Source organism: Cellulomonas sp. EB106-03-03-XG116, assembly GCF_058792015.1.
On the sequence record NZ_JBYTEP010000029.1, the window covers coordinates 18432 to 30990 of the forward strand.

Annotated in this window: 12 protein-coding genes; 4 read left to right on the top strand and 8 right to left on the bottom strand. The window is 75.8% G+C overall.

Annotated features, from left to right (window positions below; all coding sequences use genetic code 11):
- The first annotated feature begins 257 nt into the window (after positions 1 to 257).
- Entirely contained in the window at positions 258 to 1442 is a 1185-nt protein-coding gene (gene glf, locus AC3WUG_RS11985; RefSeq protein ID WP_492327858.1) for a UDP-galactopyranose mutase, read from the top strand.
- A gap of 19 nt (positions 1443 to 1461) precedes the next feature.
- On the opposite strand, the gene AC3WUG_RS11990 is transcribed toward glf, so the two are convergent.
- From AC3WUG_RS11990 to AC3WUG_RS12005, 4 genes are all read right to left on the bottom strand, one after another.
- On the bottom strand, positions 1462 to 2805 hold the full coding sequence (locus AC3WUG_RS11990) for an ATP-binding protein (RefSeq protein WP_492327859.1): 1344 nt from the start codon (positions 2803 to 2805) through the stop codon (positions 1462 to 1464).
- A gap of 2 nt (positions 2806 to 2807) precedes the next feature.
- Positions 2808 to 3521, bottom strand: coding sequence for a LytR/AlgR family response regulator transcription factor (locus AC3WUG_RS11995; RefSeq protein WP_492327860.1), 714 nt, complete (start codon positions 3519 to 3521; stop codon positions 2808 to 2810).
- Between the two features lie 186 nt (positions 3522 to 3707).
- Entirely contained in the window at positions 3708 to 5138 is a 1431-nt protein-coding gene (locus AC3WUG_RS12000; RefSeq protein WP_492327861.1) for an ATP-binding protein, read from the bottom strand.
- A 65-nt stretch (positions 5139 to 5203) separates the two neighbouring features.
- The gene (locus AC3WUG_RS12005) at positions 5204 to 5938 is read right to left on the bottom strand and encodes an alpha/beta fold hydrolase (protein WP_492327862.1); all 735 of its coding nucleotides are present in this window, start codon (positions 5936 to 5938) and stop codon (positions 5204 to 5206) included.
- Between the two features lie 145 nt (positions 5939 to 6083).
- Between AC3WUG_RS12005 and AC3WUG_RS12010 the strand changes: the two genes are divergently transcribed.
- Positions 6084 to 7115 carry an NAD(P)-dependent alcohol dehydrogenase gene (locus tag AC3WUG_RS12010; RefSeq protein ID WP_492327863.1) on the top strand — a complete coding sequence of 344 codons (1032 nt, stop codon included), beginning with the start codon at positions 6084 to 6086 and terminating at the stop codon, positions 7113 to 7115.
- 102 nt (positions 7116 to 7217) lie between these two features.
- Here AC3WUG_RS12010 and AC3WUG_RS12015 read toward each other — a convergent pair whose 3' ends face one another.
- Positions 7218 to 7487, bottom strand: a complete 270-nt coding sequence (locus AC3WUG_RS12015; protein ID WP_492327864.1) for an acylphosphatase — start codon at positions 7485 to 7487, stop codon at positions 7218 to 7220.
- A gap of 53 nt (positions 7488 to 7540) precedes the next feature.
- Between AC3WUG_RS12015 and AC3WUG_RS12020 the strand changes: the two genes are divergently transcribed.
- On the top strand, positions 7541 to 7960 hold the full coding sequence (locus AC3WUG_RS12020) for a DoxX family protein (RefSeq protein WP_492327865.1): 420 nt from the start codon (positions 7541 to 7543) through the stop codon (positions 7958 to 7960).
- Between the two features lie 69 nt (positions 7961 to 8029).
- Here the strand turns inward: AC3WUG_RS12020 and AC3WUG_RS12025 are convergent, their stop codons facing one another.
- Positions 8030 to 9424: an FAD-binding oxidoreductase gene (locus tag AC3WUG_RS12025; protein ID WP_492327866.1), complete on the bottom strand. Its 1395-nt coding sequence runs from the start codon at positions 9422 to 9424 to the stop codon at positions 8030 to 8032.
- Positions 9425 to 9561: 137 nt separating this feature from the next.
- Here AC3WUG_RS12025 and AC3WUG_RS12030 point away from each other — a divergent pair, with 137 nt between their 5' ends.
- On the top strand, positions 9562 to 10701 hold the full coding sequence (locus tag AC3WUG_RS12030; RefSeq protein WP_492327867.1) for a helix-turn-helix transcriptional regulator: 1140 nt from the start codon (positions 9562 to 9564) through the stop codon (positions 10699 to 10701).
- 35 nt (positions 10702 to 10736) lie between these two features.
- On the opposite strand, the gene AC3WUG_RS12035 is transcribed toward AC3WUG_RS12030, so the two are convergent.
- Positions 10737 to 11165 (bottom strand): hypothetical protein, encoded by a 429-nt coding sequence (locus AC3WUG_RS12035; protein WP_492327868.1) that lies wholly within the window; start codon positions 11163 to 11165, stop codon positions 10737 to 10739.
- Between the two features lie 41 nt (positions 11166 to 11206).
- Entirely contained in the window at positions 11207 to 12352 is a 1146-nt protein-coding gene (locus AC3WUG_RS12040; protein WP_492327869.1) for a GNAT family N-acetyltransferase, read from the bottom strand.
- Positions 12353 to 12559 lie beyond the last annotated feature (207 nt).

The window sequence follows — 12559 nt, forward strand, 5'->3', positions numbered from 1 at the left end:
GGCGCGGTCTCGGGACGGGGTGCACCGGGGGCCCCCGGAGTGCGCCGTCCGGCGTGCCGGAGGGGCCGGCGACGGCGGGATCCCGCGGTCCCCCGTCGGTGCCGCTGAGGCTCCCGCCTGCACGAACTGTCGTTTTCGGTGCACAACCTGCACGGGTCGTCGGCCGTCGCCACGGGGCCCTGGCGGGCGCCCTACACTCGGGGCGCTCGCCCCGCCACCCGGCCGCCCCGGCGGCCCCGTCCTCCCGAGGAACCCGCATGGACCTGCTCGTCGTCGGCGCCGGGCTGTTCGGCCTGACGGTCGCCGAGCGCGCGGCCGAGGCCGGCCTGTCGGTCACCGTCATCGACCGGCGCGACCACCTCGGCGGGAACGCCTGGAGCAGCGTCGACGCCGAGACGGGCATCGAGGTGCACCGGTACGGGTCGCACATCTTCCACACGTCGAACGAGCGGGTCTGGGACTACGTCCGGCGGTTCACCGCGTTCACGGGCTACCGGCACCGGGTCTACTCCACGCACGCGGGGACGGTGTACCCGCTGCCGATCAACCTCGGCACGCTCAACCAGTTCTTCGGCACGGCCATGGGCCCCGAGGCCGCGCGGGCGCTGGTCGCCGAGCAGGCGGCGGAGGGCCTGCGGGGCGGCGAGCCCACGAACCTCGAGGACAAGGCGATCTCGCTGATCGGGCGGCCGCTGTACGAGGCGTTCATCCGCGACTACACCGCGAAGCAGTGGCAGACCGACCCCCGCGAGCTGCCCGCGTCCGTGATCGCCCGGCTGCCCGTCCGGTACACCTACGAGAACCGGTACTTCGCCGACACCCACGAGGGGCTGCCCGCCCGCGGCTACGGCCCCTGGTTCGAGGCGATGGCCGCGCACCCGCGGATCGACGTCCGGCTCGGCACCGACTTCTTCGACGCGTCCCAGCCGTTCAGCCGCGCGGCGGTGCGCGGCCAGGTGCCCGTGGTCTACACGGGCCCGGTCGACCGGTACTTCGACGAGCACGCCGGGCCGCTCGGCTGGCGCACGCTCGACCTGGAGACCGAGGTGCTGCCGGTCCGCGACTTCCAGGGCACCAGCGTCATGAACTACGCCGACCTCGACGTCCCGCACACCCGGGTGCACGAGTTCCGGCACTACCACCCGGAGCGCGAGGACCGGCACGCGCAGGACCGCACGGTGATCATGCGCGAGCGGTCCCGGTTCGCCCTGCCCGGCGACGAGCCGTACTACCCCGTCGCGACCCCGCAGGACCGGGAGCGGCTGCGGGAGTACCGCGCGCTCGCCGAGGACGAGCCGGACGTGCACTTCGGCGGGCGGCTCGGGTCGTACCTGTACCTGGACATGCACATGGCGATCGCCTCGGCGCTGTCGCTGTGGACGAGCGGGGCCGTGCTGGAGCGGTCGGCGCCGGCGCTGGCGGCGCGGGTGGCGCTCGGCTGATCGCTCGGCGCGGCGCGGCTCAGCGCGCGAGCGCGCCGGGGTCGTCGGTGCGGCTGGTCGCCGGGACCGGCAGCAGGATCCGCAGCGCGAACCAGCTGTCCTCGGCGCTCACGGTCATCGACCCGCCGTACTTCTCCGCCGTGTGCCGGATCGACTTCAGCCCGTACCCGTGCCGGTCGCGGTCCGCGCGCCGGGTCACGATCGCGCCGTCCTCGGTCTTCAGCGTGCCGTCGAAGTAGTTCTCGAACGTCGCGAGCACGAAGCCGCCCGTCGCGTACAGCGCGACCTTGATCAGCCGCTTCTCCGGCTCCGGCACGGCCATCACCGCGTCGATCGCGTTGTCCAGGGCGTTGCCGAACACCGCGGAGACGTCCATCGCCGACATGAAGTCGATGGTCGCGCCGTCCGCGACGTAGGTGAGGTCGACGCCCTTCTCGGCGCACTCCAGGCTCTTGGACGTGAGGATGACGTCGAGGACGCCGTTGCCGGTGCGCGCCTGCGCGGCGTACCCGGACACGCTCGCCTCCAGGTCGTCCAGGTAGGACGCCCGCTTCCCCTCGTCGCGCTCCGCGCGCAGGACCGCGATCTGGTGCTTGAGGTCGTGGTACTTCCGGTCGACGACCTCGATGCTGCGCTTCGACTGCAGGTACTGCTCGTGCTGCCGGCGGAGCATCTCGTCGACGGCCTTGACGTCCGCGCGGGCCCGGAGCTGGAGCCGCTGGCCCTGCTGCGCGTACAGCGCGACGAACCCGCACAGGTCCACGAGCGTGCGGATGTAGAAGATCTCCAGCCCCAGCCGGCCGCTGAACGGCGTGTTCGCGTTGAGGAAGCTGATGTTGCTCATGAAGAACGTGACCAGCGCGATCGCCACGGCCGAGGCGAGCTCGCCGGACGTCACCTCCAGCGGCTGGGCCGGGCGGAAGTGCCGGGTCTCGATCAGGTACACGAGCACGAACGACGCCACGTACATGACCGCGCCGAACGCCACCTGCCACGCCACCCCGGGCCGGCCCTCGGGCAGGAAGAAGAAGCAGTGCATCTGCCAGTGCAGCGCCGCGACCAGCTCCGCGAGCACCAGCGCACGGGCGGCGAAGTACCCCGCGTCCCGCGCCGACACCCGCGCCGCCGTGACGATGAACGTGTACATCGCCGCCACCGCGGCGGCCATGCCGAGCGACCACAGCGCCAGCGGCAGCCGGTCCGCGAGCTCCTGGACCGCGACGAGCACCCCGAGCGCGAGCGCGGCGACCAGCACCAGCCGGCGGACCGGCAGCCGCTGGCGGCGCAGCAGCACGTACAGCAGGCACGCCGCCCACTCCGCGATGCCCGTGAGGACCCGCGGGATGTCCGGCAGCGTCTCCATGATCACGCGTGCCGCGCCCCGAGGTAGTCGGTGAGCGCCGCGAGGAACGCCTTCTTGCGCGGGCGGCTGATCAGCAGGTCGTGCCCGCCGACCATGAGCGCGCTGCTGCCCTGGACGCCGAGCACGTGCCGCAGGTTCACCAGGTAGCCGCTGTTGCTCCGGAAGAAGCTCTTGCCCTCGAGCTCCGCCTCCAGCGCCTTCAGCGGTCCCACCACGGAGTACCGGCCGTCGACGGTGTGCACGGTCGTCCGGTGCTTGGCCGACTCCAGGAACACGATGTCGTCGGTCGCGACCCGCACCAGGCCGCCGTCGACGGTCAGCAGCAGGTAGTCGGCCGACCGGCGGCGCAGCCGCGCGATCGAGCGCTTGATCTCCTGGGAGAACGCGAAGTACGGCACGGGCTTGAGGACGTAGCTCAGCGCGTCGACCTCGTAGCCCCGGATCGCGTACTGCGTCATGTTCGTGATGAACACGATGACGACGTCCCGGTCGACCTGGCGGATCTTCTCGGCGGCGCTGAACCCGTCGAGCTCCGGCATCTCGACGTCGAGCAGGAGGATGTCGAACACCGGCCGGTAGCCCGCGACGACCTGGGCCCCGTCGGCGAACCGGGTGACGTCGAACTGCTCGCCGTGGTCGCGCTCGTACCGTCGCAGGTGGTCGAGGAGGAGCGCGGCGCTCGCCGCGTCGTCCTCGACGATGCCGATCCTGATCACGGTGCCGTTCTCCGGGGTCCGCCTGCCTCGCCCGCCGCGACGCGGGCCCTTGCGCCCGCCGCGGAGCGGCGTGGCGCGCCGCGGTCCCCTGTCGCGGCCCGCGGCTCCGGCGGGTCGCGGCCGATGGTAGGTGACGCGCGCCTGACGTGTCATCCACGCTGGCAGGAGGGTGAGACGACCGGAGCGTCAGGCCGGCCAGGCGCCGAGCAGGTCGTCGGCGGTCCAGCAGGCGGCCAGGGGCATCCCCGGCTCGGCGCCCGCGGGGCACACGCCGACGAGCGGCGTCGCGGCCGTCACCCCGGGCACCGCGACGGCGTCGGCGGCGAGGGCGTCCACCTCGGACCCACGGAGCGGGGTGTCGGCCCGCCACTTCACGGTCCCGACGAGCCGCACCGGCCCGGGCGCGCCCGCCGCGCCCACGAGGTCGATCTCCGGCACGTTGCTCCTCGGCCACCAGCCGCCGACCGCCGACACGTCGGGGAAGCCCGCGTCGGGGAGCAGCCGGTGCAGCGCGGCCCGCACCACCGGCTCCACCGCGCGGCCTCGCCAGGCCGCGAAGCCCCGGTCGATCCGGGACAGCGCGAGGTCGGGCCGCGCGCGGTCCACCTCGCCGAGCGCGGGCTCGACGAACGCGAGCCAGAACCGGAGAGCCGGGTCGGCGATCCGGTACCGGCGGTTCTTCGGCGCGGCCGCGGAGGAGAGCGGCTCGTCGACCGCCACCACGCGCTTGTCGACGAGCGCGCGCAGCGTGGCGGTGAGGCTGGCGGCGTTCATCGGGCCACCCCGGGCGGCGCCCTGGATGCCGCTGAAGGTGCGCTCGCCGCGCCCGCCGATCGCCGTGAGGACCTGCCGCGCCAGGGAGACCTCGCCGAACTCGGCGTCCAGCACGCGGGTCCCGGACACCACCAGCGCACTGGTGGACGAGGCCAGCGACGCGTGCAGGAAGGCCGCCGCCTGCTCCCCGGGCTCCCACTCCTGGGCGACGAGCGGCAGACCACCTGTGATCAGGTAGGCGTCGAACGCGGCTCCGCCGCCGAGACCGGTCATCGCCGCGACCTCTGCCGGGCTGAGCGGGTCGACGACCAGCTCCGTGCCGCGGGCGTAGAACGGCTGATCGGGTGCGGTGAGCCGCTCCATCATCGTCAGGTCGGACCCCACGAGGAGGAGCAGGACGGGCTTGCGGGACAGGCGCGCGTCCCAGACACGCTGCAGCTCCCCGGCGCCGCCGTCGACCTGCTCGAGGAGCCACGGGAGCTCGTCGAGCACCACGACGGCGGGCGCGTCGTCGGGCAGGGCGGCCGCGAGCAGCGTGAGGGCGGCGGTGAGCGTCGTCGGCGTGGACCCACGAGCGACGTCGGCACCCGGGAGGTCCGAGTCGGCGACGGCCTCGGCGAGCAGCGCGAGCTCCTGCGCCACGGGCGCTCCGCGCGCCGCCTGGAACGTCACCGACGGCAGCCCCGAGCGCTCCACGAGCTCCGCCACGAGCCGGGACTTGCCGACGCGCCGACGCCCGCGCACGAGGACGGCCACGCCGGCGTCGGCGCGGGTGCCCGACCGGACGACCGCGAGCTGTCGCTCGAGCTCGTCCAGCTCACGAGCCCGACCGACGAAACCCACCGCCTGCCTCCTGACTATGGGTCAGTTTACTATGGCTGACTTTACTAAAGTCGACCATAGCAAACTCAGGTCGGGACGGCCATGGCCTCCTCGGCGTCGGCCTCGCCCTGGACCGCCGCGACCACGGCCGCCGCGAGGTCGTCGGGGCGGCTCAGCTGCGGCCAGTGGCCGGTCGGCAGCTCGACGACCGTCACGTCCCGGATGCGCGCGAGCTCGCGCACGTACGGGTGGTCCTTCGCCATGAGGTCGCGCAGCACCGCCTCGGGCATGGTCGACGTGATGACCGTGACGGGGACCTCGTACCGGCGCTCGTCGTGCAGGCGCTGGGGCCCGTTGGCCACGAGCGGCGGGACGGAGACGGCGCGGGCGCGGAAGTCGGCGCGGATCTCGTCCGTCAGGCCCACCAGCTCCTCCTCCTCGAACACGCCCCAGTCCGGCAGCGGGACGACGCCGTCGACCACCGGCAGCTCGTCGTTGACGACACCGCCCTCGCCGAGCGGGCCGCTGTCGACGTAGACCACCTGCTCGACGCGGTCGGGGCGCAGGTCGGCCACGGCGTGGGCGACGGCGCCCCCGCCGCTGTGGCCGACGACCACGAACGGGCCGTCCATGCCGTCGATCAGCTCGGCGACCGCGCGCGCCTGGTCGGCGATCGTGATGCCCGCGACCTCGTCCGCCGCGCCGCCGGCGCCCAGCGGCGTGACGGGGTGCGGGGTGTGCCCGGCGGCCTCCAGGGCCGCGGAGACCGGCGCCCAGGAGGACGCGTCGAGCCAGAAACCCGGGATCAGGACGACGTTCATGCTCCGACCGTAGACGTGACCCCCGACACACGCGACGCCGCCCGCCGCGGCGCCGGATGCCGACCGATTGGTAGTTGACACTTCAAGCGTATGGTGGGTGCATCTACCAGACACCGGGGTCGCCCCGGAGGAAGAAGTCGCAGCCATGAAGGCCCTGCAGTACCGCGAGATCGGCGCCCGCCCCGAGCTGGTCGAGGTCGACAAGCCCACCCCCGGCCCGTCGGAGGTGCTCCTGCGCGTGACCGCCGCGGGCGCCTGCCACTCGGACGAGTTCATCATGGGCGCCTCCGCGGAGGACTACTCCTTCAAGCCGCTGCCCCTGACCCTGGGCCACGAGGTCGCCGGCGTCGTCGAGGAGGTCGGCGCGGGCGTGCACGGCGTCGAGGTCGGCGAGAGCGTCCTGGTCTACGGCCCGTGGGGCTGCGGCCGGTGCTACGCCTGCGCCTCGGGCGAGGAGCAGAACTGCGAGCAGGGCATGCGCGCACCCGGCATCTTCACCGACGGCGGCATGGCCGAGTACATGATCGTGGACGACGCCCGGCACCTCGTGCCGCTGGGCGACCTCGACCCGGTGCGGAACGTCTCGCTCACCGACGCCGGGCTCACCCCGTACCGCGCCGTGAAGTCCGCGCTCCCCCGGCTGACGCCGGGCACGACCGCCGTCGTCATCGGCTCCGGCGGCCTGGGCCACGTCGCGATCCAGATCCTCAAGGCACTCACCCAGAGCACCGTCGTGGTGCTCGACGTCGCCGAGGACAAGCTCGCGTTCGCCCGCGAGGTGGGCGCGGACCACGCGTTCCTGTCGAACCCCGACGCGATCGAGTCGGTCAAGGGCCTGACCCGCGGGCTCGGCGCGGACGTCGTGCTCGACTTCGTCGGCATCCAGCCGACCGCCGACCTGGCCGGCGGCATGGTGCGCGTCGGCGGCGACGTCGTGGTCGTGGGCGTCGCGTCCGGCGCGGTGCGCATCGGCCAGACGACCGTGCCGCTCGACGTCAACGGCCGGGCGATCAACTGGGGCTCCCGCACGGAGCTGATGGAGGTCGTCGAGCTCGCGAGGCGCGGCGCGATCACGATCCACGTCGAGGAGTTCACGCTCGACCAGGCGCCGGAGGCGTACGACCGGCTGCACGCCGGCCAGGTCCGCGGGCGCGCGGTGATCGTCCCGGGCGCCTGACGGCCCCGCTCGTCCGGGCCGCCGCCGGGTTCGGTGGTCCCCGCCCGGTTCGGTGCTCGTGGGCACCGAACCCGGCGGGAGGCACCGAACCGGCGGGGCCGGTCAGCCCGCGATCGTGAAGTCCCCCGACCCCTCCGGGGCCGCGTCGTGCTCCTCCACGCGCGTGACGTCGGCGAACCGCGGACCCCGGCGCGCCCAGGCCGCGAGCGCCGCCACCGCGCTCTCCGGGCCCTCGGCCAGCGCCTCGACGGTGCCGTCGGCGCGGTTGCGCACCCAGCCGGCGACGCCGAGCCGCCGGGCCTCCGCGGCCATCGACGCCCGGTAGCCGACCCCCTGCACCTGTCCGTGCACCACCCAGCGCCGCGCGGTCATCGCCCCAGTGTGGCCCGGGTGCCCGCCGACGCGCACCCGGCGAGGATGGGCCCGTGACCCGCAGCCTGCCGACCGCCGCGCCGACCGCCGCCCGCCCGCTCACCCGCGGCGCCGCCGTCGTGGCCGCCGCCTTCCTGGTCTCGGGCGTGGTCCACCTGGTCCGGCCCCGGGTGTTCGAGCCGGCCGTGCCGCGCGCGCTCCCCCGCCCGCGCGACCTCGTCGTCGTCTCCGGGGTGGCCGAGCTGGTATGCGCCGCCGGGCTGGCCCTCCCCGGCACCCGGCGCGTCGCGGGGCCCGCGAGCGCGGCGCTCCTGGCCGCCGTGTTCCCGGCGAACGTGCAGATGGCCCTCGACGGCGTGCGTGGGCTGGCCCGGCACCGGAGCCGCCGCGCCGTCGTGCGGGCGGGCGTGACGCTCGCCCGGCTGCCGCTGCAGTGGCCGCTGATCCGCTGGGCGGCGTCGGCGGGCCGCTGACCCCCCGGACGCGCGGGCGCGCGGGCCGGTCCACCCCCCTGCCGGGGACCGGCCCGCGCGCCGCGCGCGTCAGGCGTCGACCGGTCGGTTGCCCCGGAAGATCCCCGCGGGGTCGACCGCGGCCTTGACCGCCCGCAGCCGGTCGACCGTCGCGGCCGGGTACGCCCGCCGGATCGACTCGTCCCGGTCGAGGAACGTGAGCGGCGCCGTGCCCGTGCTCCACGGGGCGAACGTGGTGAACAGCTGGTCCAGCGCCGCGGACACCAGCGGTGCGACGTCCGGGCTCGGCACGATCGTCAGGCCGGTGAGCAGGTACGGCTCGTCGGCGGTGCCGGCCGCGGCGGGCACCCGCTCCCGGGCGAGCGCGCCGCCGACGTGCCGGAGCTGCACCTGGAGCAGCGGGGTGCCGCTGCCCGCCCCGGCGACGCGCAGCAGCTCGGCGGCCGCGTCGTCGTCGAAGCCGTGCAGCCGGGTGCCGGCGAGCACGGCCGGGACCGGGTCGACGGGCTCCTCGGCGAGCAGCCCCACCTCCCCGGGCGCCACCACCCGGAACGTGTCCCGCAGCACCGGCCCGGCGGCGCGCAGCGGCGCGAGCAGCCGCTCGGCGGTCTCGGCGTCACCCAGGTGCGTGGCCGTGACGACGGCGAGCGACTGCCCCCGCAGCTCCACCGGGATGAACGGGGCGTCCGGCAGGTGCATGAGCGTGAACCACGCGGTCAGCTCCTCCGGCGCGGACCGCGTGACCTCCAGGAACGCGCGGAGCACCGGTCCCGCGGCCTCGGCCGGGTAGCCGAGCAGGCCGCCGTAGATCCGCGGCGCCGGGTGCAGGTCCAGCTCGAGCGCCGTGACGAGGGCGAACTCGCCGCCGCCCCCGCGCAGGGCCCAGAGCAGGTCCGCGTCCGCGGGGTCGCCCGACCGCACCCAGCGCAGCGCGCCCGTGGCGTCGACGACCTCGGCCGCGCGGATCGACGCGGCGCCCGGGCCGTACGCGCGGCTGAACCAGGACAGCCCGCCGCTCAGGCTGTAGCCGACGACCGTGACGTCCGGGTTGGAGCCGATGAGCGCGGTCAGCCCGGTGCCGTCGAGCGCGACCTGCAGGTCCCCCCACCTCACCCCGGCGCCGACCCGGGCGACGCGGGCGTCCGCGTCGACCCAGATGTCGCCGAGGGCGGCGGTCCGGACGACGACGGTGCCGTCGAGGGCCGCGCTCGCGCCGTGGCCGTTCGGCTGCGCGCTGACCGTGACGCCGTGGCGCGCGGCCCAGCGCACGGTGGCCGCGACGTCCGACGCGTCCGCGGCGACCACGAGAGCGAGCGGCTGCTGGTCGACCAGCCGGTTCCACGGCAGTCGTGCGACGTCCCACTCCGGGTCGCCGGGATCGAGCACGGCGCCGGTGACGGCGGCGCGGAGCTCGTCGAGGAGCGTGGTGCTGAGCGGCTCGGGGGCCGTGATCTCCGTGACCATGCCGACGAGCGTCCCGGCGCGGGACCGGCCGCGGTATCCCAGGAACCTGGGTGGTCGCGACCCGCTCCTCCCACGCCCGGCTGTCGCCGGGGAAATGGGGCTTTCCGGACGAACCGGACAGGAGCACCATCGAGAGCATGACGACGCTCCGCACGGAGCCCGTGCAGCGCGGGCTCGAGACGCTGGCCCGCTCCGGGCTGGGGTGGCGCGCGTTCGCGGAGGAGGCGAGCGAGCTGCTCGGTGCGGCCGTGCCGTTCGACGCCGCGTGCCTCGGCCCCGTCGACCCGGACACCGGCCTGCTGACCGGTTCGGTGAAGCGGAACCTCGGCGACGAGATGGACGCGGAGTTCCTCCGGCACGAGTACGTGACGGACGAGGTCAACCTGTTCCTCGCCCTCGCCCGGCGGGAGCGCCCCGTGGGCATCCTCGCGGACGACACCGGCGGCGACCCGCGCCGCAGCAGCCGGCACCGCGACGTCTTCGTGCCGCACTGGGCCCTCGACCACGAGATGCGGGCCGCCGCGCTGGCCGAGGGGACCCCGTGGGCCGCCGTCGCCCTGTACCGCAGCGGCGGCACGGGCGGGTTCAGCCCGGCGGAGGCGGCGTTCCTCGGCCGGGTGTCGCCGACGATCGCGCTCGGCGTACGCGCCGGCCTGGTGACGGCCGTGGCGAGCGGCGCCGCCGACGAGCGCCCCGCCGCCGGGCCCGGCCCCGTCCTCGGGCCCGCGGTGCTCGTGGTCGAGGCGGACGACACCGTGAGCCGGCTCAGCCCCGCGGCGGAGGTGCGGCTGGCGGAGCTCGGCGGGACCGGCTGGGGCGCGCTGCCCAACCCCGTCGCCGCGATCACCGCCGCGGCGCGCGCCCTCGGGGCCGGACGGCTCGGCACGGTGCCGCGCCTGCGGGTGCGCACCCCCGCCGGCGAGTGGCTCGTGGTGCACGCCGCGCCGCTCACGGGACCGGACGGCCGCCCGCGGCAGGTCGTCGTGACGATCGAGGAGGCCCGGCCGCCCGAGATCGTGCCGCTCGTCGTCGCCGCGCTCGGGCTGACCGGGCGGGAGCAGGAGGTCGTGGCGGCGGTGCTCCAGGGCGAGAGCACGCAGGAGATCAGCCGCGCGCTGCACCTGTCGCCGTGGACCGTGCAGGACCACCTCAAGGCGGTGTTCGAGAAGGCGGGCGTCGGCAGCCGGCGGGAGCTCGTCGCGCGGGTGTTCTTCGACCACTACGCGCCCCGGCTCAGCGACCGGATCGCGCCGGGCGGGTTCTTCGCCGGGGCGTGAGGCCGGCGCGCTGCGCGGCGGGGGCGGGGCCTCCGTCAGAGCCCGTCGCGGCGCAGCGGGACCCCCAGGATCGTCGGCTGCGGCTCGGGCAGCGTGTCGAGCCCGTCGGGCGCCGGCGGCAGCCCGCCCTCGGGCTCGGGGCCGACCCACACCCGCCACAGCCCCCCGTCCCGGACGACCCGCCCCGGCGCCACGAGGTGCGCGCGCCGGCCGGCCGCCGCCACCTGCGCCCGCAGCCCGTCGGCGTGGGCGTCGGGCACGAAGCCGACCACCCGGTTCCGGCACAGCACGACGACCGCGGCGTCCCGGCCCGCCTCGAACGCGACGTCGACCGGGACCGGCGCGTCGGCGGCGCGCTCGACGGCCGACAGCACGCCCACGAGCGCGACCTGGAGCGCGCGGGCCTCGGCGGCGTGGAAGCCGGTGGGCACGTCGGCGGCGACCGTGGGGCGGCGGAGTCTCACCCGCCCAGCGTCCCACGCGCGCTCCCGCGGTCGGGCGCGTGTCAGTCCGGGACCAGCCCCAGGCGGCGCGCCGCCGGGACCGCCCGCAGCACCCCACGCGCCGCCGGCCCGCCGGTCGCGACGAGCAGATCGACGTGCGTGCGGGTGGCCGGGAAGATCCGGGCGCCGGTCGCGTACCGGGCGTCGAACGCCGGGTCGAAGAACGGGGCGTCGGTGGTGGCGAGCAGGTAGGTCATGTTCGCCACCCGCCCGATGGACCCCGGGCTGTACCGCCGGTGCGCCTCGGCGTACGCGTCGAGGAACCCGAACCACCCGGACCCGGACCGCAGCGCGTACCCGGTCCACAGCGTCGTCCCGCCCGCGGCCAGCCGGACGACCCGGAGATCCTTGTCCCGCCGGAACCCGCCGACCACGGCGCGGAACCACCGCTCGGCGACGGGGTCGAGGGCGAGTGCGGCGCCGCCCCGGCCGGCGTCCCCCTTCCAGCCGGCCGCCTGCAGCGCGATGAAGTCGTCGTCCGCACGCGGGTCGTCGGTCACGTCGTGCAGCTCCAGCGGGCCGCCGGTCTCGCGGGCGAGCCCGCGGATGCCGCGGCGCATGTTCCGGCGCTCGTCGGTCGCCATGTGGTCCCAGGCGAGCGGCGGGTCGACGAGCGGCCCGGGGCCCTCGGGCACCTCGGGCACCGCGACCTCGGCCCGTGGCGCGAACGCCGCGACCTGCCGCCGTCGCTCCAGCACCGCGGTGCCGCCGGTGGCGGCGATCTCCGCCAGCGCGCGCTCGACCGGCCCGCCGAGCGGCAGGTGCTGGAGCTGCAGCAGCCCCGGGAGCCCCGTCGGCCGCGCCCCGCGGAGCAGCGCGCGGAGCGCCTCGACCTCGCGCCCGGCGCGGAGCAGCGGGTGGTGCCGGTCGGCGTGCCCGGTCATGAAGGACCCGCCCGTCGTGGCCGCGCGCAGCGGGAGGCGCGGGGCGAGCGGCTTGGTCGTCACCGCGAGCGCCGCCAGCCACTCGGCGCCGTCGTCGACGACGAGCAGGCGGAGGTCCGCCGCGGCCCGCCCGCGGTCGCGCGCCGGGAGCAGGAACCGCGGGTCGAGGTAGACGTTCGGCTCGGCGGCGTGGTCGGCCAGCCGGTGCCATGCCTCCTCGTCGGCGTCCGTCACGTCGGCGAGCGCGAGCAGCCGGGTCCGCACGATGTCCTCCCCCTGGCACGCCCGGTCCCGGCGTGTCCGAGCGCGAGCGTAGGGGTGACTTTGTGCCGATTTGGGCGGATTCGCGGGTGATCCGAATGACGACCGGGCGGACGGGATCCCGGGCCCGCCCAGGGCGTCGGCGCCCGCCGCGGCGACGGTCCTGCTCAGCCGCGCGCGCGCCCGACCGCCGCGGGCGCGGGCGCGCTG